Origin of the sequence: Wolbachia endosymbiont of Drosophila mauritiana, from assembly GCF_004795975.1 — a bacterium.
In the GTDB taxonomy this organism is placed as follows: Bacteria; Pseudomonadota; Alphaproteobacteria; order Rickettsiales; family Anaplasmataceae; genus Wolbachia.
Window position 1 is genome coordinate 141,548 of record NZ_CP034335.1, and the last position, 26,593, is coordinate 168,140.

A 26,593-nucleotide genomic window follows, 5' to 3' on the forward strand; every position below is an offset into this window, starting at 1 on the left:
TAAATTAAATATGTCACTGAATAAAACGATATACGAAGGTAAAGCCAAAGTCATTATTGAAACTGAAGACTCATCAACTGTTATACAGTACTTTAAAGATGATGTTACAGCATTCAATAAGGAAAAATATGAAATTATTGAGGGCAAAGGAATAATTAATAATCATGTTAGTGCTTTTATCATGGAAAAGCTTGGAGAAGCAGGAATTAGCACGCACTTTATAAACACTCTAAACGAAAGAGAACAGCTAGTCAAAAAACTCAAGATAATACCTCTTGAGATAGTGGTTAGAAACATTGCAGCTGGGAGCTTTTGCAAACGTTTTAATATCAAAGAAGGTGAGACACTTACATCTCCTATAATCGAGTTTTTTTACAAAAATGATGACCTAGCCGACCCAATGGTGAATGAAAATCACATACTATATTTTGGTTGGTTATCCCATAAAGAAATGGAAGAAGTTAAAACTACAACTTTAAAGATCAACAAAATCTTAGTCGACCTATTTTCAAATGCAAATATATATTTAGTTGATCTCAAGTTAGAATTTGGCAAATTGATAAACAGCAGCACTAAAATCATTTTAGCCGATGAAATTAGCCCTGATAATTGTAGGCTATGGGATAAAAATACGTATAAAAAGCTAGACAAAGATGTTTTCCGTTTAAATCTAGGAAACTTAAAGGAAGCATACTCAGAAGTTGCAAAAAGACTGTCAGTAAAGTTAGACTAACTAAATACTACTCTATCAAGTGGAGGGTTACATGCCTCATCAAGTTTTCCAATAATCTCAATTTTTTCTCCACGCTTTTGGAAATGGCTTTCCACATCCTTCATATTCTCGGGATCTACAATCAGTACTATACCTATGCCGCAATTAAATGTTTTTAACATTTCTCTCTTTTCTATTTTGCCTTCTTTTTTCAGCCATAAAAATATATCTGGCCATTTCCAAGAATTAATATTTATGTCTACAAATAAATTTCCTGAGAGAATTCTTGGAATATTGTCTATTAACCCGCCACCTGTTATATGCGCAATGCCTTTTACCTTTGGCATAATAGGCAACAAAGAATCAACATATATCTTTGTTGGCTTAAGTAATATTTCACCCCAAGATTTATTATTCCATGGAGATATATCATTATAATTTATACCTAAGCTTTTAAAAATATGGCGTACCAAAGAAAATCCATTTGAGTGAATTCCATTTGATTCTAAACCAACTACACAGTCACCTGCTTTCATTATACTACAATTTGGAAGAATCTGCTTTCGATCAACAACACCAACCACAAACCCTGCAAGGTCATAGTGATTGTTACCATACATTCCAGGCATTTCTGCAGTTTCTCCACCAACTAATGCTATTTTAGATTCCTTGCACCCTTCTGCAATGCCCTGGATTACAGACAATAAAACGTTTTTGTTTAAAACGCCTGTTGCAAAGTAATCAAGGAAAAATAAAGGTGTTGCTCCTTGTGCAAGTAAATCATTTACACACATTGCAACTAAGTCTATACCTATAGTATCATGCTTATTCACCTCTTGAGCTATTAATAGTTTTGTGCCCACTCCATCAGTTGAGGAAACAAGTACTGGATGGTCGTATTTCTTACTCAGCGAAGAAAAGTCAAACAATGCGGAAAATGATCCTACTTCACTAATTACTTCTTCTCCTTTAGTCTTTTCAATGATAGGTTTAACTTTTTTTATTAGTTCATTATATAGTTTAAGGTCTATTCCAGATTTAGCATAAGTATTCATAGCGCCTTCATAAATCTTATAATTATTAATACTAGATTAATGCTTTGATACAAAAAGCGCAACGAAACTTTCTCTTAAATTGACTACTACATGCCTACCAATATAGGGTTAACTTTAATCATTTATACTTTTATCCAATGAATAAAAACATAATGTTAATAACAGAGTGCCTATCAGGACGAATTCTTCATGATTTTGCTAGTTCTATGCAAGGAATAGTGGGTGGATTGGAAGAGCTTGAAGAAAACAATCCTAATATGCAAAACGAAGCATTGTCATTGCTTAAAGAAAGCTCTGATGATTTAATATATAAATACAAAGTTATGAAGCAAGCGTATTCTCATTCATCAGATAATTGCAGCTTTGTTAAGACTAAATCCAATATAGAAAATTATTTATTAAAAAAAAAGTAAAGCTTCAGTGGAGAGTAAGTGAATGTCCTACAGAAAACTTAATTGAAAAAATAAATAAGATAATTTCCAATATGGTGATAGCTATAATCAGTGCAGTGGCACAAATTGAATTAGTGTCTATTTTACTGACTAAAACAGAAGATAAAACACTACTAACTATAAAAGTAGTAAATGAACATAAATCAATAAGTACATTATTAGTGAGCAAATTAACAAAAAAAAATGATATTCGTTTGGATACAAAAGACATTATTATCTATATGATTTCTTTACTGTTAGAACAGTATAACACTAAAATCAATTGCACTTGTGAAAGTAATTCACTGAATATAGGCTTAACTATAACTTGAGATGGCTTCATATTTCATGAAAAGGACTCGATACTATAAATTTGAATCTTGGATAAGGAAAGGAAAAATTTTGTGGAGTAACCTAGACATAAAATCTGTAGTTAATTTCTTTGCAGGGAGTGTTAAATAAACCATACGTGTCAAGTTAAGGAAATATCGTGAAATATAGCAACATTTGAGATGGGCATTTTATTTGTTACATTTATTTTTTTAGGGAGTTCTTATCTGGAAGAAGATAATTTTTTCAGAAGAATCTATAAATTAATAACTTTATTACTTAATATATAAAATAGTTTTTTTCGTTTCCTTTCTTCCTTATACCACTTTTCCTTAACTTGACGCGTATGGTTTATTTAACACTCCCTAATTTACCTCACAACTCATTTTAACATATATGAAAATAATGTTTAAAGAATTTTTTCCTGCTTTTTCCTGCAGTAATGAATTATTATGAAGCTTGCATTTTCTGTCGCTTACTACTGGGATAGCTTGACAGTTGCAGTACATGTCTATCAATGATAAAATAAAGATCAGTTTATTTTGATACTATGATTAGGTTACTCTTTGTTGCACTATTATTTTTTTGTGGTGGTGATGCACTTGCAAAACAGGAACCACGACCAATAGCTGGTGATAACCACATAAAGGTAATGAATTATAATCCACAGGCTATACATAAGTACACGGGCTTTTATGGTTATCAATCCAGCATATTGTTTGAGCCAGGGGAGGTAATAGAGAGTCTTTCAATGGGTGATGCAACCGGTTGGCAACTCCTTCCTCAAGCTAATAGATTATTTATTAAGCCTATAGATGATATTGCCGATACTAATGCAACTATAATTACCAATAAAAGAGTTTATTATTTCGAGTTTCATGCTGAAGAAGCAAACGGGCTAGATGATCCAAGGTTAGCATATGAAGTAAGGTTTCTTTATCCACTGTTCAACAGTGATGAAATTTATTCAACGAGTAACGGTGATATTCTAGAGCAAGCTAGTCATACCACTATCCCTGATATAAGTGATATTGAGGTTATAAAGAAAGGCTTGAATTTTAACTATTCCATCTCGCACGTTGAAGGCAGTCAATCAATAATACCAATTAAGGTTTTTGATGACGGAAAATTTACATATCTACAATTTAATAAAATAAACTCTGATTTCCCGGCAGTTTTTATGGTTGATTCTGCAGGATATGAGTCCTTGATAAATTTTCGTACAGTTGATGACTACCTGATAATTGAAAGAGTAAGCTCGGTATTTACCTTAAGAAACGGATCAAGTACAGTCTGCCTATTTAATGAAAACATACCTTTCAAAAAAGGTAAGTGATTAAAGGCTATATTATTCTTATAGGTGCAAAATTCTTTCTATGGTGCTTCGTAATTCCATGAAGGCCAATAGCGCTGAGGTGTTCTTTTGTTCCATATCCTTTATTTTTATACCAATTATATTGAGGATGTTTATTATGCAATTCTTCCATAAGCCGATCTCTTGTAACTTTTGCAACGATTGAAGCGGCTGCAATTGATATACTTAAACTATCACCATTCACTACAGACTTTGTTTGCCATTTCACTTCAAGTGGTTGGTTACCATCAACTAACACATAATCTAGTTCTAAATCTAAATTTACCAGCGCACGTTTCATTGAAAGCTTTGTTGCTTGCAAGATATTGTATGAGTTTATCTCTTCTACACTTGCCATTCCTATACCAAATTTTGCAACAGACGTTATTTTTTCGTATAGAACTTGCCTACACTTAGGGGTTAGCTTTTTTGAGTCGTTTATTCCATCAATAACCGTATCTCTATCAGTAAATATTACAGCTGCAGATATCACTGGACCGGCAAGCGGACCTCTTCCAACTTCATCTACTCCTGCTATAATTCCTGATAATGTATTTTCTAATGTGAAATCTGGATATTTCATAGTTCCTATAATAAGAAAGTTAAAGCAAAAATCGAACAAACGATAGAAATTATCCAAAATTTTATAACTATTGTATTTTCTGACCACCCTTTCTTTTCAAAGTGATGATGTATTGGTGTCATAAGGAAAATTCTTCTTCCTGCTCCATATCTAAATTTTGTATATTTAAAATATGATACCTGAATAATCACAGATAAAGTCTCTATTACAAAGATTATTCCAATAACGGCAAAAAGCATTTCTTTTTTAATTAGAACACTAGTGAGTCCTAAAGCTGCACCGATTGATAGGCTTCCAACATCACCCATAAATATTTTTGCTGGATGTGTGTTAAACCACAAGAAACTTAAAATAGCTCCTATAAATGCAATGCAGAATAAAGTAATGTTTACATCTGTCTGAGTGATGTATGCAACTAGTCCCAAAAAAGCAAAGGAAGTAATGACTTGAGTTGCAGCAAGGCCATCCAAACCATCTGTAAGATTCACAGCATTGGCAGAGCCAACAATAACAAATGCAACAAACGGAAGATATAGATAGCCAAGGTCGATTGCTACTTCTCTAAATAGAGAAATTTTTGTAAAACCTTCAGCAGATTGTAGCTTAAGTATAAACATACAGACCAGAGTAACGACAAACTGAATAAGTATTTTGGTTTTTGCACTTAAACCTCGGTGGTGATTTGTCTTCAATTTTAAATAGTCATCAATAAATCCAAGTAGAGCAAAAAATAGGGTTATAAATACTAAAAATAAAATTTCTTGTGTTAATTGAGTCCAAAACAAGATTGGTAATAAAGCAGAAGTGAGTATTATTATTCCACCCATAGGTGGTATATTCTTTTTTGTTATTAAATGACTTTCTGGTCCATATGATCTGATTGGTTGTCCATCTTTACTTATCTTTTTTAGAAGTTTTATAAAATAGGGAAAGAGAATAAACCCAAAAATAAATGAGATAAAAAACGTCTTTGTAGCTAAGATCACTTGCCTATCCAAATTGACTAGGTATTATACCAAAAGCTTTACCTAACCTCAATTTATACCTTTTTAGCAGCTCATTTTATTTATGATAAATTAGTTGTTGATGAATTATGATAAAATTTGCATACTAATATTTTGTTAATGGTAAGAGGTGGCATATGTTAGATCATATTAAAAAGCTTTTGTGGGCTACTACAGTACTTGATAATGAGAGTAGAGTTAAAAATTCTTACACGCATATAGTAGAGAAACCTTCTTTTGGTGATGCAGCTTCAAAGTTGAGTAAGGAAGAAAGGTCAGAAGAGCATCTTGTTCTTCTAAAAGGTAAAAGCAATAGCTCTGGTACAACTGTAACGGAAGGATCGTCTAGTATTCAGAATGCAGCATCAGGCAAGAATAAGCGTGGATATATCAAATTAGACAATGATGAAGAATGGGATGAATTCTTTGAGTTACAGAATGATCCAGACACTAATACTACGAACAAAGAGCCTTTTTCTCCGAAGAAAGGAGAATCTCACTATCATGGCAAAGAGATCATAGGTAAAATTGCTGACCAAATTAAAGCAGAGATATCTGAAGGTATGAAAAATCATACTATAGGATCCATAATGATAAAAGAAGGCAAAAGGGAAGGTAGTATTGTTTACCCCACCGTGAGAGTTGTGCTACATGCCAATAAAGAAGGAGTAGATATAGCTAAACTTCTAGGCGGTAGTATATGTAAAGAGTATGGTGTAAGAACAATTACATTTTGTCATCCTAATCAAGAAAAAAAGAGAGGGGCATGTTGCTATATTAATAATGATAGTGATAATGAGGAAAGAGTTTATGAAATAATTAGTGGGTTATATGAAATGACTTTAAAGTGGTATGTTGATGGAAGAGAATGCAAAATTAAAGTTAACATTGATGGTAAGAATGGTGTAACTCTCCTTGAAGGCAACGGTGTTACTGCAGAGCAGTTGCATGCAAATAAAGAAGTCAAAATAGGTAAGAGACGTGAGCCAAAATCTTTATATGAAGCGTTAGTACCGCAATTGCAACAAAAGAGCTCTGAATCAGTCAAGGTTTTACAGCAGCCTTCAACAGATGTAACAAATGTGACAATAACACCAACTTCTACTTCTCAGAGATGCTCTTGACTAAATAAATAAGAAAAAGCAAAAATAGTATAACTTGCTTACAAATGTAAGTAACTTGTACTTCTATGATGAATAACACAATATTACCAAGAAATTTCTATAAACGGCCAACTTTAACCGTAGCTGGGGAGCTGCTAGGGAAGATGCTGAAATTTTCTAATTTTAGTGGAATAATAACTGAAGTTGAAGCGTATATAGGGATGGATGACCCAGCTTGTCATGCAGCAAGAGGCTATACTAATCGAACCTCAGTAATGTTTGGTACGCCAGGGTTTTCGTACGTATATTTTATATATGGAATGTACTATTGTCTAAATATTGTAACAGAAGCAGAAGGATTCCCAGCAGCAGTGTTAATACGAGGATTAAAGCTCACTGAACCGCTTGAAGCAAATTTAGGCGGGCCAGGCATACTGTGCAAAAAATTAAACATTACAAAAGAACATAATAAACAAGACCTTACTATAAGTCATGAATTTTGTCTCTATGAATATCACCTCAAACCAGATTATGTGTGCACTCCAAGAATCGGAATTAGTAAAGGCAAGGAGAAATTTTGGCGATTTAAAAGTTGCGTTTTAGCAGAAATGCCTAAAATCACACTCAACAATAAATATTAGACCTCCTGCATAAACTAGATAAAAAGGCAAATAGGCCTTTTATGTTTACCAACAATAGACTTCTTGGATAACCTAAGGATACTTTTTGATCTTCTATGGGGGAGATGGTATGAATAAGTATTGCTTGGTTGTAAGCAAGAGAAGATAATAACTTCTCAGAGTGGACTAGGTGGCAGGTTGGATATTTTTCTGAAGCACTTTCTGCTCTTATATGAAGAATAGAAAGAAGACTTCGTAGGAGAGATTAACTGCCCCTGCCACCGAAAATCATCGTGAGGCTCACAAAATGTGATGTGATGACCTCGTATAGGAGTTTGGAACAACTGGCAATATTCTACTCTGATATATTGAAATATGCAATTGGAGGAAAAAATATGCGTCACATTGGAGTTGATTTACATACCAATAGTTTTACTGCTTGTTACTTACAGGAAGGGAAACCTGAGCATATTCAAACGTTTCGCTTAAAAGACTTGGATAATTTCACCAAAGATCTTCAAGAAACAGATGAAGTAGCCATAGAAGCAACAGGTAATAGCTGTTTCTTTTATGATGCAGTTTCACCTTACGTTAAATGCATAGTAATAATTGCTCCTGGGCAGTTTGAAGTTGTTCGTCGCTCTGTGAACAAAACAGATAAGCATGATGCACGAGCTATTGCTTTCTTTCTCAGCAAAGATATGTTGCCTGAGGCAAGGTGCAAAAACAAACAATGCCAGCAGTTAGCTTCTCTTCTTCAAACGAGAGATCAGTTAGTAAAGTCACGGGTATCTTTAATCAATAAAGTTCATGGTCTTTTTAATTACCATGGAATAAAAATTAAAAAAGAAGTACTTACAACTAAAGTAGGATTTGAACGTGCTACTCAAAAGCATAATTGGGATCCTTTAGAAAAAGTTGAAATTGAAGTGATTAGCTATCATTTAGAAGCTATCCGAGAAAGCCTTAAAAAGCTTGAAAAGGAAATTATAGCTTTCGCTAAACAACTTCCTGGGTTCAGCAATCTTATCAGCATAAAGGGAATAGGTCCAATTTCTGCAGCTGTTTTTATTGTAACAATTGGAGACATTAATGATTTCCGTAGACCTGAGAAACTTACTGCATATTTTGGAGTTGTACCAAGAGTTTCTCAATCTAATCAGCAATGTACAATTGGAAGAATTACCAAACGAGGGTCAAAAATAGCGCGTACTTCTTTAGTTCAATGTACTTGGATTGCTGTACGTTACAGTCCTTACTTGAAAAGCTTTTATGAACATATAAAAAAGAAGCGTGGTTCTGCTAAGGCTATAACTGCTACTGCTAGAAAATTTCTTATAACTATTTTCTACACTCTTAAAAATAACTGGGTTTTTAAAGATTTTACAAAATTTGAAATTTCTATTGGACAATAATCATAGGAGAATAACATTACCTTCATGTCAGACACAGACAGAAGCCTCTTTTGTACAATAAAAACTGGAAGTGTAGCAAGATGTGCCAAATTTCGTTATTGAAAATAAAATTTAAAACTTGGATTTGCTATCATTTTGCCACTCGTTAGTACCACAGTGGTTTTGTAATAGAACACAAGCTGCAAAAACTTAAGGAAAAAATGGTCAGTGCTTGACACTGGCATCTAGTTCTTTCCATCAAAAATGCTGTAAAGTGTTCACCAATTTAGTTGGATCCCAGTACTCGGATGATAAGAAAAGAAACACTGGTTTCAATATTTGGATGCATCTGAACAGATACAGATGGCTAAAATATTGAAGAAAGTATACGCGTCAAGTTAAGAGCAACTAGCCTTCTTTAACTTGTTAAGAAAGGTCTTTTTTCCCCAGATTCTATTATCACATGCTGAAATGACATCTCTTGCTTCTTCATGTGATTATGCAAAAAGCCCTTTGAATTTTTACAGCTTGAAAAATCTTTATAAAATTTACTTCCTTTAAATGCTTTAATCTTCTCTTCATTATTTAATGAGCCATATTTAGAAAAATATTCATCTGTAATGTGAATATATAAACTAATCAACTCAGGAAAAGTGTAATCAGTTTTGTTGGAAGACTTTAAACACGTAATTGGCAATTTATGTATATCTTTATCAGCTTTTTTAGAATCAATACATTTATCATTCTTTCTTAATGTTGTATGCTGCTTAAAAAAGCCTTCATATTCCTCAAAATCTTCAAATATTTCTTTTTTTTGATAATCTTTCCTTCTACCGCTTTGATCTATTTTTTCTATTTCTGTTGCAAGTTGCGCTGGCTGTTTTATCGTTTTATCTCCCTCTCGATTAAAGTACATTGTATAAGGAGTAATTGAATTTACGATTTTATATGTCTTCCAGTGGCAGCCAAAAATCTTTAGTACCAATTTGATTATCGGAGCAAGAAAAATTTTTAATTTTGCTATGAATCCAAAATAATAAAGAGAAGCTTGTTTAAGTGAACTTGCAGCATTGCTAACGATGCATCTTAAATGTATATCCTTATACTTAAAATTTTTATGAACCTCTGCAGCTACGTGTCCACCAAGACAGTCTCCAAACAATATGATATCATCTGGCTTTATACCTCTTTCCAATAAGTTAGTTACAACTGCTACACCAGATTTAACTCTATTGCTACGTATTAGTGAGTTATTTTTACTTAAACCAAATCCAGAATAATTAAAAAGATGTACAGTAATCCATTGATCTGTAGCCCAATCCCAGTTTTGGGAATAGTCTTTGCTAGGACTGAATGATTTATTTCCGCCAATAAAGTATATCAGATGTTTTTCACTTTGATTGTTTATACTTTTACTAGGAAGCGTAATTGTATGGATTTTCATCCAGTTTTGAGTTCTTACAAATTCTCTCTCAGTTTGCTCTCTTATTTCTTTCATATTTTAACCCTCACTATGCTGATTTAATTACACAACAAAATCTTAAAAAAATCAACAAACCTTAATTTTATGAACAATATAAACCTTCTCAAATTCATTGAATTATGCTTTCAAACGGTAGTGCCGGGGTGTGAGTATAATGATTATCAATATATAAAAGTCATAGCAGATAGGCTTGAAGCGGCAAGCGCTGGTAAAGTGAAGCGAATAATATTCAACATGCCGCCACGTTCAATGAAGTCCATTTGTGTAAGTGTTGCATGGCCCGCATGGATACTTGGAAATCAGCCAACTGCAAGAATAATAGTTGCAAGTTATTCTCGGTTGCTTAGCGAAAAGCACTCACTCGATACCAGGTGCATAATGCAATCTGATTGGTATAGAGAGCTATTTCCGAAAGTAGAATTATGCAAAGATCAAAACACTAAATATAAATTTCAAACAGTTCAGAGAGGATGTCGAATTGCAACATCAGTTGGGGGAACATTAACCGGTGAAGGTGGAGATTTCATTATCGTGGATGATCCACTAAGTCCCGCACAAGCTTTGAGCGAAACATTTAGAAAGCGTGCTGCAAACTGGTTTGATCAGGCTTTAGTAACCAGGCTCAACGACAGAAAAAAAGGAGTTATCGTTCTTGTGATGCAAAGACTCCATTTAGAAGATTTAACTGGTCACCTCCTCTGTAAACCAAGAAACATATGGCATCATGTCCGTTTACCAATAATAGCTGAAGATAAGGAGATTATTTATTCAGTTAATAATCATATTCCAGAGCATGAACAGGAAATATACTCAAGAAAAGAAGGTCAATTGTTGTATTCCCTAACTGAAGGAAAAGAAGAAATTGAGATGATAAAAGCTGAATTTGGGAGTTATGGTTTTGCTGCTCAATACCAACAAAACCCTCTACCACTTTCAAGTGCTATAATTAAACGAGAATGGTTGAAGCGCTATAAAAATTTTCCTGATAGCCTCTTGCATGTAACACAAAGTTGGGATACTGCAATTTCAACAAACAATACAAGTGACTTTAGTGTCTGCACTACCTGGACAAAAGTAGATAATACATTCTATTTACTCGATGTATATCGCGCAAAACTTGAATATCCAAAACTTAAAGAGAAAGTTCTATCGCTGGCTGCAAGGTGGAAGCCACACGCAATTTTAATCGAAGCAAAAGCAAGCGGTCAGCAATTGGTTCAGGAGCTCAGGAAAAACAGTGATTTACCTATTATTCAAATAGTACCACATGATGACAAATTAACTCGATTTCACCGAATTGTCCCAATTATAGAATCTGAGCGGGTTTTTCTCCCTAACCAAGCAGTATGGCTTAGCGACTTTGAGTATGAGATTTTAATGTTTCCAGAAATCCGTCACGACGATCAAGTAGACAGTACCGTGCAATATCTTCAGTGGGTGAGAAACAATATTGCTAGAGTGGTAGCTATACGTTCATTGTAGCTTGAAAAGGTTCCTCGGAATTGTGTATAATTTTTTTAACTGAGCTTATTTAACTTATCCATTTTCTGAATGATATTTTAGGGTTTATTGAAATAAATACTACGCAAAAATTCTATCTCTGGGTGCTTAGATGAATATCTTTATATTAGACGAAAATCCTGTAACTGCAGCACAAATGTTATGCGATAAGCACATAGTAAAAATGCCGCTAGAAACTGCTCAATTGCTTAGCAGTGTTTTTTCAATAGCATTAAAAGAGCCAAATCCTTTAGTCAGCATTACAAACCAGAATATAGAAGTTCCATATAAACTTACTCACAAAAACCATCCTTGTTCTTTATGGGCTAGACAATCAAAAGGAAACTTTGATTGGTTAATAAAACATGGAAAAGAATTGTGTATAGAATATAGCTTGCGATACAAAAGAACGCATAAATCCGAAGAAGTTATAGATTGGTGCGATAATAACAAGGATTTGCTAATATTTCGATCAGCTGATATACAAGCTTTTACACAAGCGTTACCTGATCGATATAAATGTAGTAACCCAATAGAAGCCTATAGAGAATATTACCTAAAAGAAAAGATGAGATTTGCTAAGTGGGAAAAAGGTAGAGAAGTACCAGATTGGTTGCTAGACAAAATGCTATAGGTTATAAAATTATCCAAATCGGTCATAAAAAAGGTAAATTGAAGCTACAAAAGCAATGCTGGCTGATAATGTTGATGTTTATCAAGTTTATTGATCTTTCTATTTGTGAGATTAAAGAATTTAGTGAACTGTTATTTCCAATACATGATGGGCTGCTTGCACTGTAGAGTGTCATGTACATATCTGTACTAACAAGTAGAGGCAAATCTAAGTCAGTTTAGACATAACACTTACTTTAAAAAACTTTATTTTACTCTGATATTCTAGCGCTTTTCTGTGGTATTCTGTAGGAGTATAATTCGCAAAACTATCTTCCTTATAGATTAAAGAGTTACACTGCTTTATATGTAACTCTATCCACTCTGCATAATCTTGATGATCAGTTGCAATAAATATTTCCCCTGTGACAAGTATTTTTTTTGCTAATAAATTTAAAAATTCCGTATTAATTAACCGTCTTTTGTTGTGACTTCTTTTTGGCCATGGATCTGGAAAGAGAATAAAGAATTTTTCAACACTGTTGTCAGGAAAATTGGCAATTAATTCTCTTGCATCTTCTGTCCATATTAAAATATTTTTTATGCTGTGTGCTTCTATGCTTTTTAGCAAGGAAGAAACCCCCTTTAAATAAGGCTCACATCCTATAAATAATAGATCAGATTCATTGAATGCCTGATGGAGCATATTTTCACCATTACCGAAACCTATTTCTACCCGTATTCTTTTTTGTAAGTCTACGATCTTTTTTATAGATTCCTTGCTGTTTTTAATAGAATACTTCTCCAAAACATTCAACTTCAACCTAGATCTTCTGGAAAATGATCTAATCCATTTATTATTCCTAGATAGCATATCTTACATAACTTAATCTTTTATAGCTTAAACAATTCTCAAAATGAATTAATGAGAATTTACTTGTCACTAATTATTAATATTATATAATATATGAGTTCTAATGAAGTTAAAGTTAAAAGGTATGGAAAATACAGTTGCTATCAGGGGACTATTATCAAATAGGTTCATAGAAGAGATATTTCAAGATCAATTTGATAATCAAGATAATGATTTTTGTGAAGATTCTTTTGCTAACAAAATCAAAGAAGGAGATGTGGTAGAAGGTATAATCACAAGAAGAAATTCTAATGATATTGTGGTTGATGTTGGTTTAAAGTCAGACGGAAGGATTCTGATTAAGGAGCTCAGTTGTAATGATGATATCACTGTTGGCTCGAAAATTAGAGTTTATGTTGAAAGAATTGAAGATTACCATGGTAATGTTGTTCTTAGTCGTGAGAAAGCAATCAGAGACGAAAAATGGAATAAATTGGAAGAAAGCGCGGTTACAAAGGATGAAGTAACAGGAATCATTAAACGCTCAATTAAATGCGGTTTTATTGTTGATCTTGGTGATGGAATAAGTGCGTTTTTACCGCTGAGTCATGTGGATTTGAAGCAAATAAAAGATGCTAATCACCTTATTGAAACTGAACAAAAATTCATCGTTCTTAAAATGGATAAGAAGCAGGGGAATATTGTAGTATCAAGAAAGCTGGTATTAGAGAAATTGCATGCTGGTGAAAAAATTAAGTTTTTAGAATCTTTAAATGAAGGTGATGTAGTAGAAGGCAAAATAAAAAGCATCACTCACTACGGTGCATTTGTTGGCATTCATGAATCAGATACAGTGGGAGTTATAGATGGACTGCTACATATTACAGATATCTCTTGGAGTAATGTAAGTCATCCATCTGCAATTTTTTCTTGTGGTCAGCATATAAAAACTAAAATTATAAAAATAGATAGAGAAAATGGAAAAATCTCCCTGGGTGTAAAACAATTAGGAGACAATCCTTGGCAAGATCTAGAGTCAAAATGTCCAATTAACAGCGTACACAAAGGATGCGTAACGGGTATAAAAGATTGTGGATTCATTGTTGAGATTAAACCTGGGATTGCGGGTTTGGTACACTCATCAGAAATAACTTGGAGCAAGAGTAATTTACCAATTAGTAGTTTTGTAACAATAGGACAAGAAGTGGATGTAAAAATTCTCGGTATTGACATTATTAAAAATAAGATGAGTTTAAGCACAAAAAGGTGCGTAGAGAATCCTTGGCAGGTATTTATTGATAAATATCCTCTTGGTTCTATTGTTTCTGGTAAAGTTAAAAGTAACAATGGTTCACAAATATCTGTGACTTTTGATAATTCTGAGATATCTGAGGACGTAGAAGGAACAATTTATATGCAAAATCTAAGTTGGTCGAAAAACAATTCAGATGAGATAAAAAAGTATAATGTAGGTGATGAAATAGAAGCAAAAGTGATAAGGGCTAACGTAGATCGGACAAGAATTTATCTTGGAGTAAAACAAATAGAGTATGATCCTCTTGAAGAACTGATAGAGAAAGTTAAAGTAGGGGATAAAATTCAGGTTACTGTAAGTAAGAGAGAGGAAAATGGTCTAATCGTTGAGGTTGAGAACAATGTAACCCTTTTAGTAGATCAAGAGCATTTACCAGAAAATAAAAAGTTTTCTATATCAGAAAAAATACAAATTGAAGTAGTAGGTGTTGAAAAATATAATATAATATTATCTGCCAAATAACTTCTTATGCTTCATATAAATGGCAACGAAATCTGATATAATAGCAAAAGTGGCAAAAAAACACCTTTTGTTAGATAAGGTCATTATAGCAGCCATAGTTGATAGTTTTTTTCGAGTGTTTTCAAACACGTTGAAATATCATAATAGAGTTGAAATCAGGGGATTTGGTTCTTTTTCAATTAGAAGCTATAACTTGAAAGAAGCAAGTAATTTGACGTCACAGAAGGTTGCAAAACATCAATACTTTAAAACTTATTTTCGTAGCAGTAAAAAGTTATCCCTCTTGATAAATGAATGAAAATCTATATTGTAAATTTGAAAGTTGTACAATATAGCATCATATGCAAGTAGTAGAAATAGTTATACATAATAACACATATAAAATATCTTGCGAAAGTAAAAAGAAGGACCATTTATTACAACTTGCTAATAGCTTCAACAAGCTAGTTAGCTCCATATCTCAAAGAACTGGAGGTAAGGGCTCAGATGCATTAAATTTCTTACTTGCAGCATTGACTCTCGAAGACAAAATTTTAGAATTAACAAAGCGATTAGACGAAATAAATCAAGAATGCAAAAAGTATAGGGAGGAAAAAAGAGTAGAATATGCTGAAGTATTAGATAGGGTAAACAAGATTATTGGGTGCATAAGTGATTAAAGCAAGCAATCAAATCGACTACCTCACTACTCAAATCAGGGGGGAGAAGTTTCTTACGAGTTATGTAACAATATAATTCGCAATCATCAAGATCAACTATTTTTTCGTATTCAATTAGTTCACTTAAGGAAAATTTATCAAGATATTTCAATGCAAAATGCCCTAAAAGTATATCAGTTTCTTTACAACCCCTATGCCAACTCCTATACATCAGTTTTCTTCTTAATAAGGAGATATCTATCATTATCATTAAACTTTTTTTTAATTTAAAGACTAAACTAAATACTTGTCAAGCAAGGCGCATTTTAATATACTCAACGTTTGATTAAGATTTAAAACATAGGTGGAATTAGTTTCTCATCAACTTAGCGCTGGAATATATTATTTTTTATCGTTTTCTTTAATAATTTCTATCATAGTATTCGTGCATGAATGTGGGCATTATATTATCGCTAAAGCATGCAAGGTTAAAGTTGAATCTTTTTCTATAGGCTTTGGTCCTGAAATTTTTGGTTTTAACGACAAGTCTGGAACTAGATGGAAATTAAGTGCCTTTCCATTGGGTGGCTACGTTAAAATGTTAGGGGATACTAATGCAGCAAGCGTTCCTGTTGATCAACAAAAATTAACTGAAGAAGAAAAATTACACTCATTCCATACAAAACCTCGATATCAAAAAGCAGCAATAGTTTTTGCAGGGCCTTTTGCAAACATGATATTTACCGTTATAGCCTTCACAATATTTTTCAGCGTGGCAGGTTATTATCGTACTCCACCAGTAATTGGTAATGTAATTGAAGAAAGTGCAGCAAAGCAAGCTGGCCTATTACCAGGTGACACTATTACACAGATCAATGAGTACAAAATAAAATACTTTGAAGATATTTCACGCGTGATAATGTCCAACCCTGAAACAAGAATAGAAATTAAGTATAGCAGAAATAACGAAGAGTACAGAACTATTCTAACTCCGGTTACAGTTGAGGATAGAGATGTCTTTGGTAACATAATAGAAAGAAAAACTATAGGAATTACCTCAATTAATATGATAGGGTTAAAACAGTCATCTTTTCTTGGAGCTGCTAGCCTATCAGTGAATGAAACCTACCACACTATGTGTTTAACAATCAAAGCACTCTTTCAAATTGTTGTTGGTAAAAGGAGTATAAATGAAATAGGTGGGCCAATAAAAATTGCAAAATATTCAGGGCAATCAGCTAAAAAGGGACTTATTATGGTTCTATATTTTATGGCAATTATTTCAGCTAATTTAGCTGCAATTAACTTGCTGCCAATACCACTACTAGATGGTGGGCATTTATTTCATTATATTATAGAAGCAGTTATACGTAGAGATTTGAGTTTGAAATATCAAAAATATGCAGCCACTTTTGGTGCTACCATACTGTTTTTGTTGATGGCAGTTGCAATCACAAATGATATTAGGCATCTTTTTTAAGATACATATGAAAAAGTTATTTCACATACTAATAATAATATTTATTTCTTTTCCCACTCTACTTGTTGCTCTAGAAAATAAGGAAAAAGTACAGATAAAAAATATTAAGTATATTGGCAATGAGCGAGTAAGTGATCAAACAATAAGGTTTTATACAAAATTAGAACCAGGTAGTCATATAAATGATGATGATGTAGATTCAGTTATAAAAGATTTATATAAAACAAAGTTATTTGCTAGTATTAACGCCTATATCGATGATGAAAAAAACTTAGTAGTAAAAATTCATGAGAATCCATTGATTAACAAAGTAATATTGAAAGGCAATAAGTTATTTAACAGTAAAGAGTTGCTAAATAACGTTATCCAGTCAAAATCACTAACTATTTTCACTGAAACAAAATTACAAAACGATTTAATAAATCTAGCTACTCTTTATAGGAACAGTGGTAAAATTGGTGTTAAAATTGCATATGAGCTAGATAAGCTTGGTAGCAATAGGATAAACCTAATTTTTAAGATAAAAGAAGGAAGAACGTCTAAAATTAAGGGTTTACGATTTATAGGTAATAAAAACTTTTCAGCAAATGAGTTAGAGCAAGTTATCAAAAGGCATAGCAATGATATATTTAGTAAGTTATTTAGAGCCATTTTTAAAAGCGGAACTCATTATTCACCTCAATATCTACTGATTAACACAGAACTGCTTGATCGCTTCTATTCATCTAAGGGATATATTCAAAATAATATCCAACCAATTGTTGAGGTTGATAATAACAACCAAATAGAGTTAACTTTTTTGATTGATGAAAAGCAGCAATACTTATTTGGAAATAATGAAGTTGATATTGAAACTGAGATTCAGGATTTAAGTTTAAGGGAAGAAATATTAGAATTTATCAAAGAGGAAAATAATCAAATATTTAATAGAGTTAAAATTAACAATACAGCAGAAAAAATAAGTAAACATTTAAGCGAAAAAGGATATATATTTGCAAAAGTTAATCCAGAATATACACAACATAACAATATTGTGGATGTAACTTACAAAGTGCTACCAGGTAAAAAGATTTATATAAACCAAATTACTATTGATGGCAATGACCGCACTTTAGATAAAGTAATTAGAAGAAAACTTAGCATGGCAGAAGGTGACGCATATAACACATCTGAGATCCAAAAATCACGTAGAAAATTGATATATAGTAATTTCTTTGAAACAGTAAAAATAAATAGTTATACAGTGGATGACAATGCAGTGAATCTTGATTTAAATGTTAAAGAAAAAAGAACTGCCTCGTTATCTTTAACAGGTGGTATGTCTCTTCCTGGTGGAGTATTTGTTAAAACCGATTTCACAGATCGTAATTTATTTGGTAGTGGTAAAGAGGTATCTTTTGCTCTTGAAAAAAGTCAATATGTTCTTTCTACTAGTATAGACGCTGTTGAAAATAATTTTAATGACTCTGATACTTCACTAGGCATGGGTGTTTTTTATGAAAAACAAGACAAACCAAACACTACTTTCGATACCTGCAACTGGGGAGGAATAGCAAAAGTATCATATAAAATCTCAGAAAATCTAACCAATTCCTTTCAATATTCTTATAAGTATAATCACATACACATGGACAATAAGGGTGGAAAAGATGAGGATATCTCTGAGATAATAAGAGATCAAGAAGGTGAGTATCAGGTTTCATCAGTGGGATATACGTTATCATACAATAAACTGGATAACCTCTATACTCCTAAAGAGGGATATTTATTGCGCTTAAATCAGGATATTTCAGGATTGGGAGGAAATGTAAATTTCCTAAAATCTGAATTCTTATCTTTTTATACACACCCTATATTAAGCAAAATTGATGATGATATAACACTGCGCTTTAAAGTAGCAGCAGGTCATATTTTTTCTTATACCGATGAAGATCTAAACATTGGCCAGCACTTTTTTAAAGGGGGTAATGAGATTAGAGGATTTGACCTTTCCGGCATTGGACCAAGAGCAGAAGACAAAAATAAAAGCTCATTGGGAGGCAAAACTTATTTTAATTTAACACAGCAAGTAGATTTTCCACTATCTAAATTATACGACTATGCTGGTATCAAAGGCTCACTATTTGTTGACTATGCAACACTTTTTGGTTTAGATGAAAAGGAGGGATATAGTGGGAAATATTACGATAGTAAGCTTATAAGAGTATCACCAGGTTTTGGCTTTTCAATGCCTTCTCCTTTTGGTAGGCTGAGATTAGATTTTGGGTTTCCTTTAGTAAAGGAAGCTTATGACATAATACCATCGACAAACGTTAAAATTTCTATTGAAGCGGGGATTTAAATGAAATATATACAGTTATTTACATCAGTTATTGCCTTAATTATTTCCTTATTTGTGGGGTATAAGTTTGTAGGGTATCAACCTCAGAGCACGCTCAATACAAAGGCTGCCATTATTGATAGTGATAAGGTTATCAATGAATCTCTGGCTCTGCAAAATATACAACAACAAATAAAGGAGCAGAATTCTAGATTACAGAAGGAATTTGAAAATGAGTTAGAAAAATTTAAGCCATCGAAAGAAGAATTTGACCTTTTGTCAGAAGAAGCAAAAAAAGAAAAGACAGAACAATTCAGTAAGCATACTGTAAGTGTTAGGGATAATTACGCTAAGAAAATGTCACATTTAGAAGAAAATTATAGAGAAGCAGTAGAAAGTATCTTTAACAAGATAAAAGAAGTTGCTAAAAAAACAGCAGAAAAAAACAACATAGATTTGGTACTATTTATTTCAAAAAAGAATCAAGTTTTATACTCTATGGATGAAGTAGATTTATCGGATGTAGTATTAAAAAATGTAAACAAGGAAATACCCGAATTTGCTTTGCAAAACATTGAATAGGCTTATGCAATGTAATATCAATGATATTATAAAAATACTACCACATTCTTATCCTTTTCTCTTAGTAGATAGGGTTATAGAATGCGATCCTGGTATGAGTATAAAAGCAATTAAAAACGTGACTTTCAATGAGCAATTTTTTATTGGTCATTTTCCTGGCCATCCGATAATGCCAGGAGTTTTGATAATTGAATCTTTAGCTCAGGCATCTGCAATATGTGTTCTCGGTAAAAAGGTAATGGAAAATAAAGTTGTTTACTTGAGATCAATTGAAAATGCAAAATTCACAAAGCCAGTTACTCCAGGAGACGCATTGATTCTTCAAGCTAATATTCAAAGTGTGCGTTTAGGTCTACACAAATTTGAGTGTGTTGCATATGTTAAGGAAGAAAAGGTTGCAGAAGCAATAATCTCAGCAGCATTAAAAAATAAATCAAATCTTCATCTGTAAGAAACAGTATGTACGCTGTATAGTATAAAGATGCAACTGAATTTCAAAATCTCATTTTCAAACTTATACACTCGTAGTGAATTAATAAAGTTAGATGAGGCGTTTTTAGATTACATAAAATCGTCCGATGAAAGCTTGTTTTGTTCATTAATTGAAGCAAGAGAAAAAGCAGCTTCTTCTTCGATGTCATCCCAGTGCTTGACACTGAGATCTAGAAAACAAGAAGGATGGATTTCAGTATCAGCTACTTGGATGACAGATGATTGTAATAGCCAGTTAATAATAGACCTTTCATATTTACTTGATGAATTCATTGCAAAACTTTTCAACATTGAAAAAGAAATAGAGGAACTAAAGAAAAAACACAACGACTTTGCTGTAATATACAGATGCAAAAGGTTTTTTGTTCAGCGCTATGCATTGAAGAAATACACTGATGTAGTAAATATTGATTATGTAACCAACAGGTTAAATAGTTTCCTTACTTTACCAACAACAGAAAAAAACTTTTCTGAGCAGGTAATGAATTGGCTTGAAAATAAAGAGGATCACAAAGAAGAAATAGAACTTGCGGCTCAATATGCAGTTTGGAGAGTAAAAAATAAACAGAGTATACTATTTAGCATACATAAGAAAATTGATTACGAAAATCTCGTATCATTCTTGAAAAAAGAAGTAGACGAGGTTGAGGTTCTGTATTCAAATGAGGTGAAAAGAAGATATGGTTTTGATCTAACAAGCAAAAAGGTGAGTTTGAATAAAGCACTAGATAATGCTCACTACTGCATATTTTGTCATAAGCAAAGTAAGGACAGCTGCTCAAAGGGGCTAATCAATGATGACAACACTTTCAAAAAGTCTCCACTTAGAGTTGAGCTGCACGGCTGCCCACTAGAGCAGAAAATATCAGAAATGAATCTGGTAAAAAGCGAAGGATATAGCATAGCAAGTCTTGCAATTGTGATGATAGATAACCCATTATGTGCAGCTACTGGGAATAGAATATGCAATGATTGCATGAACTCATGCATATATCAGAAACAAGAACCTGTAAATGTGCCAGTGGTTGAAACAAGGATTTTGGACGACGTACTCAATTTGCCGTACGGATTTGAAATATATTCTGTGCTTAGCCGTTGGAATCCTTTAAATTTTCAGCGTCCATTGCCAAAAGAAAATACTGGAAAAAACGTTCTAGTTGTAGGACTTGGTCCTGCGGGTTTTAATTTAGCTCATCATTTATTAAATGATGGACATAACGTTATCGCCATCGATGGATTAAAGATAGAACCTTTGATTGATCATTTCCAGTTAATTAAAGATTTCGAGCATGAAAAACTAAGTGAACGCATAGCTGGCGGATTTGGTGGAGTAGCAGAGTATGGAATAACTTCCAGATGGGATAAAAATTACCTAAAAATTATCAGACTGTTACTGGAAAGACGTGAGAATTTCGCACTTTATGGAGGAATTCGTTTTGGAGGTACGATAACTGTTGATGACTCGTTCAACTTGGGTTTTGATCACATTTCCTTGGCACTTGGCTCTGGTAAGCCACGAATGATCAAAATAAAAAACATACTAGCTCGTGGAGTGCGCATGGCATCCGACTTTCTCATGTCGTTACAACTAACAGGTGCTCTTAAGTGTGATTCTATAGCAAATCTGCAAGTTCGCATGCCGATAGTTGTCATAGGTGCAGGACTCACTGCAATTGATACTGCTACTGAAGCTTTAGCTTACTATCCTATTCAAGTGGAAAAATTTCTTCTTCGTTATGAAATATTGGTTGATAAGTATGGAAAGAAATATGTCGAAAAAGATTGGACAGAAGAAGAATATGAAATTGCAAATGAGCTCATATCACACGCAAAATTGATCCAAGCAGAGCAAGCGCTAGCAAAAAAAGAAAACAGAGAAATAAAAATATTAGAGTTAATGCAGAGTCTTGGGGGAGTGAAAATTGTATATAGAAAAGATCTAAAAAATTCACCAAGTTATCGATTAAATAGCGAAGAGGTGCAAAATGCACTATCAGAAGGGATTTACTTTATTGAAAACTTAGAGCCAGTTGAAGTTGTGACGGATAAATATAACCATGCTGAATCAATAAAATTAATAGACACAAAATCCGGCGAAATCAAATGCATGAAAGCACGTTCTATTTTTATAGCAGCAGGTACTGAGCCAAATACAATTATTGCAACAGAAGATAAAAAGCATTTTAAATTAAGCAATGGGTATTTTACTCATTTGAATTCATCAGAAAAAGAAATAGACCCAATATTTTCTCCTAAAATGCAGGATAAAGATAGAATATTAGTGCATAAGCAAAGCAATAAAACAATTAGCTTTTTTGGTGATCTTCATCCTTCGTATAGCGGCAGCGTCGTGAAAGCTATGGCAAGCGCTAAGAATGGTTACCCTATCATTTCTCAGCTTTTGAGTCGAGTAGCTAATCAACGTGCTTCAAAACACCTGGCCAATGAAGAATTCTTTAATAAAATTAAAGAAAAATTCACTGCAAAGGTTATAAAAGTTCAATATTTAACAAACAAAGTTGTGGAAATAGTGATCAAAGCACCTCTTGCGGCAAAGAATTTTAAACCTGGACAATTCTTTAGGTTGCAAAATTTTGAAACCAATAGCAGAAAAGCCAATAATACAAACCTTGCTATGGAAGGTATAGCCGTAACCGGCACTGAAGTAGACAAAAAAAAAGGATTTATTTCCACTATTGTGCTTGAAATTGGCGGTTCCACTAATTTATGTAAATGTTTTAAAGAAGGTGAACAAGTAATTCTTATGGGTCCAACTGGCAGCCCTACTGAGGTTTACTAAGTCTGGATATTAAAGTGATGCTAAATTTTATTTCAAAAAGTAAATAATTTACTAACGCTCGTGCACAAATTAAAAATAAATTATGCACGAGTGTAGCACTATGAATTAGGAGTGCTAGATTAAAGCTTACCTCACTATTAAAGCTATCGGTCAGATTAGATTAAAAATCTAATCTGACCGGTTTCTCTATAACCCTCTAAATCCTGATATAATTATATGGTAATTAGTTTAATTAGTGGTTAATATGCAATTTGCTTTTATTCGTATATTGAGGTAGCATAAACCATACTGGTTTACATCACTGTGCAACTTTATAAATCGTCACTGTTACTTCTACTAACTGCATTAATAGTGATAGTCCTAACATTACCTGAAAATTTAGGTGCTATACTGAATTGGTCTCATCCAGTTCTAAATTTTGATTTATCTTTTCGTATCATACTAATATCTTTTTTGTCAGTTGCATTTTTAGCTGTTCTACCAACACAAAATTTGACTTTTTCAGAGATGCTATCTTTTGCTGCTTACACTACCTGTTCACTCTGTGCAATTTTATCCAAGCAGATGATATTGGTTATAATATTCTTTGAATTAATGACCATCAGTGCATTTTTTATTATCGTAGCTAGCTGTAGAGATAGTGGACCTGCAATAAGGTACGCTTGTGTACACTTTTTCGTTGGAGTTATATTAACAGCAGGATTGGCACTGCAAAGTACTAACCTGATAATTTTAGGTTTATTGATAAACTGTGCTTGCTTTCCTTTTTCGTTTTGGATTGTTGATGCATATCCCGCTTCATCACTACATGGCACTACATATCTCTCTTTATTTACCACTAAAGTCTCTTTTTTAGTGATGCTTTTACACACTTATAACCTATGGCAAGATTGTACTGAAATATTAGCGCTTGTAGGCGCCATCACTGTAATTTACAGCATTATATTTGCTTCTCTTGAGCAAAATATTCGTAGATTTCTATGCTATAATGTTGTAGGACAAATGGGCTTGCTGATTATTGCAGGAGGTTTACTCAGCCCTTCGGAAAAGGCAATACCAATTTTGATACTGCATATAATCTTCTCTCTTGTTTATCAATCATTATTGTTTGTAGTTAGTAATTCGATTATTTCACGAACAAAAACAATTAGTTTTAATGGAGTAGGTAAACTGATGTCAGTGGAAGGCATGTGTGCTATAATCGCAATACTTACAATGGCTGCATTTCCTGGAACTGCTGGATTTATCAGTAAATCATATATCACAGCTGAAATTGAAATGAACACTGTTGCCTTAAAAGGGTATAAAAATTTATATAAGGTTCTAAATTTGCTGCTTCATTTAAGTGTGGGACTCAAATTTCTTTACTACATATTTATTGCAAAAAGTAAGTCAAAACCTTTAGCAGAGAGGGAAGGCAAAATATCCATAATTATTTTGGCATTTATATGTGTAATCGCTAGCAATCCTTACTTGCCTATTTACAATAAACATTCAATTTTCGATTTTGTGTACAACACAAAAAATATTTTGTCGCAATTTAATTTGTTATTATGTACCACTTTACTGTTTATTCCTTTACGCAGGTTATTTTACCCAAGAATAAATTTTAAAATGGATGTTGATTGGATTTTTAGAGCTTTCATACCCTATATTGTCTTGCTGTTCAATCAACTGGTCCTTAAAGTGAGAGAAATGTCTGCCAATCTACTGCAAAACTTGACTAATTCACTTACTAGTTTATACTTTAATAATGTTACTAAACTTAAAGAAGTGCTGAGTTATAACTCAGTGAGTTTCGTTTCATCTTCTTCTCTCTTTTTAATGAGCATTCTACTAATTTTATTATGTTTAAATCGTTAACTGAAAGTTTAAATTCTGTATTTAATAAACTGAGAGGAAAGTCAATCATTTCTGAAGATGATTTTAATCTTGCCATGCGAGAAATACGTATAGCTTTAATTGAAGCTGACGTTTCACTTGAAGTTGCAAAAAAATTCATCAACGACATTAAAGATAAAGTGATTGGGGAAAAAGTCATAAAAAGTGTTTCTCCAGCACAAATGATAATTAAAATTGTGCAGGATAATTTAGTTGCAGTTCTCGGATCAGAGAAAAGTGACTTAAATCTAGCAGTTAAACCCCCTGCTGTGATTATGATGGTGGGCTTACAAGGTGCAGGTAAAACAACTACCTCAGGAAAGCTTGCTTTAAAGCTAAAAAAGCAAAAGAAAAAAGTGATGCTTGCCTCTTTAGACATTTATAGGCCAGCTGCTCAGAAACAACTTGAGGTACTGGGTAAACAAATAGACGTACAAACTTTATCTATAGTGATAAATGAGGGGCCTATTGCAATTACAAAAAGGGCATTGGCAACAGCAAAGAGCGATAATTGTGATGTATTAATACTAGATACCGCAGGCAGGCTTCATATTGACAATAATATGATGAATGAGTTGAAATCCGTAAAGGAAATAGTTTCACCTGCAGAAGTTATTTTAGTAGCAGATGCAATGATAGGCCAGGATGCAGTCAATATTGCCAAATCATTCAATGAGGCAATAGGTGTAACCGGCATTATTCTTACCCGTGTTGATGGTGATGCACGTGGTGGTGCTGCTCTTTCTATGAAAATGATCACCGATTGTCCAATTAAATTTATTGCTTGTGGTGAAAAATTAAGTGACCTCGATGATTTTTATCCCGATAGAATTGCAAAAAGGATACTTAGCATGGGTGATGTTGTATCATTGGTTGAAAAAGCTGCTGAGATTGTTGGTCAGGAAGAAATTGATAAGTTACAAAAGAAAGTAAAAAAGGGTAAATTCGACCTAAACGACCTAGTGGGAATGTTAAAAACTCTGAGTAAAATGGATGGCATTAGCAACATAATGAAATTCATCCCTAGTTCATTCACAAAAAAGCTAAGTAGCAGTGTGCCAGATGACAATAAAGTGAAAAAATATATAGCCATCATAAACTCAATGACCGAAAAAGAAAGGCAAAATCCAGATATTTTAAATGGCAAAAGAAGACTTAGAATTTCTAAGGGGTCTGGAACAAGTGTAACTGACGTTAATCTTCTAATTAAGCAGTATAATCAAATGAGCTCTATGGTGAATAAGTTCAGTAAAGTTGACCATAGTAAACTCAAAGAATCTGATTTGATGGATATGCTAAGCAGAAAGTAAGTCAGCAGGTAGTGGAATGAAATAAAATCATCAGTTGTAATTGCTGTTGAATAGTAAAGTATATTATTTTAGCGTGAAGTAATAAATTCAATAAATTTCTTCAGTTGGAATTGGCATGATAATAAAAATTGATACAAGTTACTTTATCTATATTTAATGCGCTGTTTTATAGCTAACACACTATACCACCATAGCACTACACTAGTAACAGACCGAAGGTTGTCGATATCTCAAGTTAGGCTAGTTATAGCATCCACAATATCGTTTGTAAACCTGTAG

Annotated in this window: 26 protein-coding genes; 20 read left to right on the plus strand and 6 right to left on the minus strand. The window is 33.1% G+C overall.

Features of this window, described 5'->3' with window-relative positions:
- Window positions 1–10 precede the first annotated feature (10 nt).
- Window positions 11–733, plus strand: coding sequence for a phosphoribosylaminoimidazolesuccinocarboxamide synthase (gene purC, locus EJB00_RS00745; RefSeq protein ID WP_015588116.1), 723 nt, complete (start codon window positions 11–13; stop codon window positions 731–733).
- On the opposite strand, the gene purM is transcribed toward purC, so the two are convergent.
- A complete protein-coding gene (gene purM, locus EJB00_RS00750) occupies window positions 730–1,767 on the minus strand; it encodes a phosphoribosylformylglycinamidine cyclo-ligase (protein WP_135352949.1) in 1,038 nt (345 codons plus the stop codon). The two genes, purC and purM, sit on opposite strands and share 4 nt — an antisense overlap.
- A gap of 137 nt (window positions 1,768–1,904) precedes the next feature.
- Here purM and EJB00_RS00755 point away from each other — a divergent pair, with 137 nt between their 5' ends.
- The 3 genes from EJB00_RS00755 (at window position 1,905) to virB9 (ending at window position 3,864) form a co-directional block, all read left to right on the plus strand.
- Window positions 1,905–2,180 carry a hypothetical protein gene (locus EJB00_RS00755; RefSeq protein ID WP_012481935.1) on the plus strand — a complete coding sequence of 92 codons (276 nt, stop codon included), beginning with the start codon at window positions 1,905–1,907 and terminating at the stop codon, window positions 2,178–2,180.
- Entirely contained in the window at window positions 2,165–2,530 is a 366-nt protein-coding gene (locus EJB00_RS00760; protein WP_158673926.1) for a histidine phosphotransferase family protein, read from the plus strand. Before EJB00_RS00755 ends, EJB00_RS00760 begins: the two co-directional genes overlap by 16 nt.
- A gap of 548 nt (window positions 2,531–3,078) precedes the next feature.
- Window positions 3,079–3,864, plus strand: a complete 786-nt coding sequence (virB9, locus tag EJB00_RS00765; protein WP_015588119.1) for a P-type conjugative transfer protein VirB9 — start codon at window positions 3,079–3,081, stop codon at window positions 3,862–3,864.
- Window positions 3,865–3,871: 7 nt separating this feature from the next.
- On the opposite strand, the gene EJB00_RS00770 is transcribed toward virB9, so the two are convergent.
- Both EJB00_RS00770 and mraY read right to left on the minus strand, forming a co-directional pair.
- A complete protein-coding gene (locus EJB00_RS00770; protein ID WP_015588120.1) occupies window positions 3,872–4,465 on the minus strand; it encodes a ribonuclease HII in 594 nt (197 codons plus the stop codon).
- Window positions 4,466–4,470: 5 nt separating this feature from the next.
- The gene (gene mraY, locus EJB00_RS00775; protein WP_135352948.1) at window positions 4,471–5,451 is read right to left on the minus strand and encodes a phospho-N-acetylmuramoyl-pentapeptide-transferase; all 981 of its coding nucleotides are present in this window, start codon (window positions 5,449–5,451) and stop codon (window positions 4,471–4,473) included.
- Between the two features lie 155 nt (window positions 5,452–5,606).
- On the opposite strand from mraY, the gene EJB00_RS00780 reads away from it, so the two are divergent.
- From EJB00_RS00780 to EJB00_RS00790, 3 genes are all read left to right on the plus strand, one after another.
- Window positions 5,607–6,593 (plus strand): hypothetical protein, encoded by a 987-nt coding sequence (locus EJB00_RS00780; protein ID WP_015588122.1) that lies wholly within the window; start codon window positions 5,607–5,609, stop codon window positions 6,591–6,593.
- Window positions 6,594–6,661: 68 nt separating this feature from the next.
- Complete coding sequence (locus EJB00_RS00785; protein WP_041581326.1) at window positions 6,662–7,213, plus strand: DNA-3-methyladenine glycosylase; 552 nt, start codon at window positions 6,662–6,664, stop codon at window positions 7,211–7,213.
- Between the two features lie 374 nt (window positions 7,214–7,587).
- Window positions 7,588–8,607 carry an IS110 family RNA-guided transposase gene (locus tag EJB00_RS00790; protein WP_135352712.1) on the plus strand — a complete coding sequence of 340 codons (1,020 nt, stop codon included), beginning with the start codon at window positions 7,588–7,590 and terminating at the stop codon, window positions 8,605–8,607.
- A 397-nt stretch (window positions 8,608–9,004) separates the two neighbouring features.
- On the opposite strand, the gene EJB00_RS00795 is transcribed toward EJB00_RS00790, so the two are convergent.
- On the minus strand, window positions 9,005–10,084 hold the full coding sequence (locus EJB00_RS00795) for an alpha/beta hydrolase (protein WP_167470138.1): 1,080 nt from the start codon (window positions 10,082–10,084) through the stop codon (window positions 9,005–9,007).
- Window positions 10,085–10,153: 69 nt separating this feature from the next.
- Between EJB00_RS00795 and terL the strand changes: the two genes are divergently transcribed.
- The 3 genes from terL to EJB00_RS06195 all read left to right on the plus strand — a co-directional run bounded on the left by terL (window position 10,154) and on the right by EJB00_RS06195 (window position 12,370).
- Window positions 10,154–11,551: a phage terminase large subunit gene (gene terL, locus EJB00_RS00805; RefSeq protein ID WP_135352741.1), complete on the plus strand. Its 1,398-nt coding sequence runs from the start codon at window positions 10,154–10,156 to the stop codon at window positions 11,549–11,551.
- 130 nt (window positions 11,552–11,681) lie between these two features.
- Window positions 11,682–12,203 carry a pyrimidine dimer DNA glycosylase/endonuclease V gene (locus tag EJB00_RS00810; RefSeq protein WP_015588298.1) on the plus strand — a complete coding sequence of 174 codons (522 nt, stop codon included), beginning with the start codon at window positions 11,682–11,684 and terminating at the stop codon, window positions 12,201–12,203.
- On the plus strand, window positions 12,179–12,370 hold the full coding sequence (locus EJB00_RS06195; RefSeq protein WP_167470134.1) for a hypothetical protein: 192 nt from the start codon (window positions 12,179–12,181) through the stop codon (window positions 12,368–12,370). Before EJB00_RS00810 ends, EJB00_RS06195 begins: the two co-directional genes overlap by 25 nt.
- A gap of 40 nt (window positions 12,371–12,410) precedes the next feature.
- Here EJB00_RS06195 and trmB read toward each other — a convergent pair whose 3' ends face one another.
- On the minus strand, window positions 12,411–13,055 hold the full coding sequence (gene trmB / locus EJB00_RS00815; RefSeq protein ID WP_135352740.1) for a tRNA (guanosine(46)-N7)-methyltransferase TrmB: 645 nt from the start codon (window positions 13,053–13,055) through the stop codon (window positions 12,411–12,413).
- 103 nt (window positions 13,056–13,158) lie between these two features.
- On the opposite strand from trmB, the gene EJB00_RS00820 reads away from it, so the two are divergent.
- The 3 genes from EJB00_RS00820 to EJB00_RS00830 are packed head-to-tail and all read left to right on the plus strand — an operon-like array spanning window position 13,159 to window position 15,470.
- Complete coding sequence (locus EJB00_RS00820) at window positions 13,159–14,811, plus strand: 30S ribosomal protein S1 (protein ID WP_015588296.1); 1,653 nt, start codon at window positions 13,159–13,161, stop codon at window positions 14,809–14,811.
- Between the two features lie 19 nt (window positions 14,812–14,830).
- Window positions 14,831–15,109 carry an HU family DNA-binding protein gene (locus EJB00_RS00825; protein ID WP_015588295.1) on the plus strand — a complete coding sequence of 93 codons (279 nt, stop codon included), beginning with the start codon at window positions 14,831–14,833 and terminating at the stop codon, window positions 15,107–15,109.
- Window positions 15,110–15,152: 43 nt separating this feature from the next.
- The gene (locus tag EJB00_RS00830) at window positions 15,153–15,470 is read left to right on the plus strand and encodes a cell division protein ZapA (RefSeq protein ID WP_010404232.1); all 318 of its coding nucleotides are present in this window, start codon (window positions 15,153–15,155) and stop codon (window positions 15,468–15,470) included.
- Here EJB00_RS00830 and EJB00_RS00835 read toward each other — a convergent pair.
- Window positions 15,448–15,714: a succinate dehydrogenase assembly factor 2 gene (locus EJB00_RS00835; RefSeq protein WP_010404229.1), complete on the minus strand. Its 267-nt coding sequence runs from the start codon at window positions 15,712–15,714 to the stop codon at window positions 15,448–15,450. The two genes, EJB00_RS00830 and EJB00_RS00835, sit on opposite strands and share 23 nt — an antisense overlap.
- Window positions 15,715–15,813: 99 nt before the next feature.
- Between EJB00_RS00835 and rseP the strand changes: the two genes are divergently transcribed.
- From rseP to ffh, 7 genes are all read left to right on the plus strand, one after another.
- Entirely contained in the window at window positions 15,814–16,929 is a 1,116-nt protein-coding gene (gene rseP / locus EJB00_RS00840) for an RIP metalloprotease RseP (protein ID WP_015588294.1), read from the plus strand.
- Between the two features lie 7 nt (window positions 16,930–16,936).
- Window positions 16,937–19,270, plus strand: a complete 2,334-nt coding sequence (bamA, locus tag EJB00_RS00845; protein ID WP_135352739.1) for an outer membrane protein assembly factor BamA — start codon at window positions 16,937–16,939, stop codon at window positions 19,268–19,270.
- Window positions 19,271–19,831 carry an OmpH family outer membrane protein gene (locus EJB00_RS00850; protein WP_015588292.1) on the plus strand — a complete coding sequence of 187 codons (561 nt, stop codon included), beginning with the start codon at window positions 19,271–19,273 and terminating at the stop codon, window positions 19,829–19,831.
- A gap of 4 nt (window positions 19,832–19,835) precedes the next feature.
- The gene (gene fabZ, locus EJB00_RS00855) at window positions 19,836–20,282 is read left to right on the plus strand and encodes a 3-hydroxyacyl-ACP dehydratase FabZ (protein WP_015588291.1); all 447 of its coding nucleotides are present in this window, start codon (window positions 19,836–19,838) and stop codon (window positions 20,280–20,282) included.
- A 30-nt stretch (window positions 20,283–20,312) separates the two neighbouring features.
- Window positions 20,313–23,123, plus strand: coding sequence for an FAD-dependent oxidoreductase (locus EJB00_RS00860; RefSeq protein ID WP_135352738.1), 2,811 nt, complete (start codon window positions 20,313–20,315; stop codon window positions 23,121–23,123).
- Window positions 23,124–23,426: 303 nt separating this feature from the next.
- Window positions 23,427–24,986 (plus strand): proton-conducting transporter transmembrane domain-containing protein, encoded by a 1,560-nt coding sequence (locus EJB00_RS00865; RefSeq protein WP_015588289.1) that lies wholly within the window; start codon window positions 23,427–23,429, stop codon window positions 24,984–24,986.
- Window positions 24,971–26,314 (plus strand): signal recognition particle protein, encoded by a 1,344-nt coding sequence (gene ffh, locus EJB00_RS00870; RefSeq protein WP_015588288.1) that lies wholly within the window; start codon window positions 24,971–24,973, stop codon window positions 26,312–26,314. Before EJB00_RS00865 ends, ffh begins: the two co-directional genes overlap by 16 nt.
- Window positions 26,315–26,593 lie beyond the last annotated feature (279 nt).

Excerpts from the sequence above, each read along its gene's own strand:
- purC (WP_015588116.1), top strand. The coding sequence starts at position 11 with ATGTCACTGAATAAAACGATATACGAAGGTAAAGCCAAAGTCATTATT.
- purM (WP_135352949.1), bottom strand. The coding sequence starts at position 1,767 with ATGAATACTTATGCTAAATCTGGAATAGACCTTAAACTATATAATGAA.
- EJB00_RS00755 (WP_012481935.1), top strand. The coding sequence starts at position 1,905 with ATGAATAAAAACATAATGTTAATAACAGAGTGCCTATCAGGACGAATT.
- virB9 (WP_015588119.1), top strand. The coding sequence starts at position 3,079 with ATGATTAGGTTACTCTTTGTTGCACTATTATTTTTTTGTGGTGGTGAT.
- EJB00_RS00770 (WP_015588120.1), bottom strand. The coding sequence starts at position 4,465 with ATGAAATATCCAGATTTCACATTAGAAAATACATTATCAGGAATTATA.
- EJB00_RS00780 (WP_015588122.1), top strand. The coding sequence starts at position 5,607 with ATGTTAGATCATATTAAAAAGCTTTTGTGGGCTACTACAGTACTTGAT.
- EJB00_RS00785 (WP_041581326.1), top strand. The coding sequence starts at position 6,662 with ATGAATAACACAATATTACCAAGAAATTTCTATAAACGGCCAACTTTA.
- EJB00_RS00790 (WP_135352712.1), top strand. The coding sequence starts at position 7,588 with ATGCGTCACATTGGAGTTGATTTACATACCAATAGTTTTACTGCTTGT.
- EJB00_RS00795 (WP_167470138.1), bottom strand. The coding sequence starts at position 10,084 with ATGAAAGAAATAAGAGAGCAAACTGAGAGAGAATTTGTAAGAACTCAA.
- terL (WP_135352741.1), top strand. The coding sequence starts at position 10,154 with ATGAACAATATAAACCTTCTCAAATTCATTGAATTATGCTTTCAAACG.
- EJB00_RS00810 (WP_015588298.1), top strand. The coding sequence starts at position 11,682 with ATGAATATCTTTATATTAGACGAAAATCCTGTAACTGCAGCACAAATG.
- trmB (WP_135352740.1), bottom strand. The coding sequence starts at position 13,055 with ATGCTATCTAGGAATAATAAATGGATTAGATCATTTTCCAGAAGATCT.
- EJB00_RS00820 (WP_015588296.1), top strand. The coding sequence starts at position 13,159 with ATGAAGTTAAAGTTAAAAGGTATGGAAAATACAGTTGCTATCAGGGGA.
- EJB00_RS00825 (WP_015588295.1), top strand. The coding sequence starts at position 14,831 with ATGGCAACGAAATCTGATATAATAGCAAAAGTGGCAAAAAAACACCTT.
- EJB00_RS00830 (WP_010404232.1), top strand. The coding sequence starts at position 15,153 with ATGCAAGTAGTAGAAATAGTTATACATAATAACACATATAAAATATCT.
- EJB00_RS00835 (WP_010404229.1), bottom strand. The coding sequence starts at position 15,714 with ATGATAGATATCTCCTTATTAAGAAGAAAACTGATGTATAGGAGTTGG.
- bamA (WP_135352739.1), top strand. The coding sequence starts at position 16,937 with ATGAAAAAGTTATTTCACATACTAATAATAATATTTATTTCTTTTCCC.
- EJB00_RS00850 (WP_015588292.1), top strand. The coding sequence starts at position 19,271 with ATGAAATATATACAGTTATTTACATCAGTTATTGCCTTAATTATTTCC.
- fabZ (WP_015588291.1), top strand. The coding sequence starts at position 19,836 with ATGCAATGTAATATCAATGATATTATAAAAATACTACCACATTCTTAT.
- EJB00_RS00860 (WP_135352738.1), top strand. The coding sequence starts at position 20,313 with ATGCAACTGAATTTCAAAATCTCATTTTCAAACTTATACACTCGTAGT.
- ffh (WP_015588288.1), top strand. The coding sequence starts at position 24,971 with ATGTTTAAATCGTTAACTGAAAGTTTAAATTCTGTATTTAATAAACTG.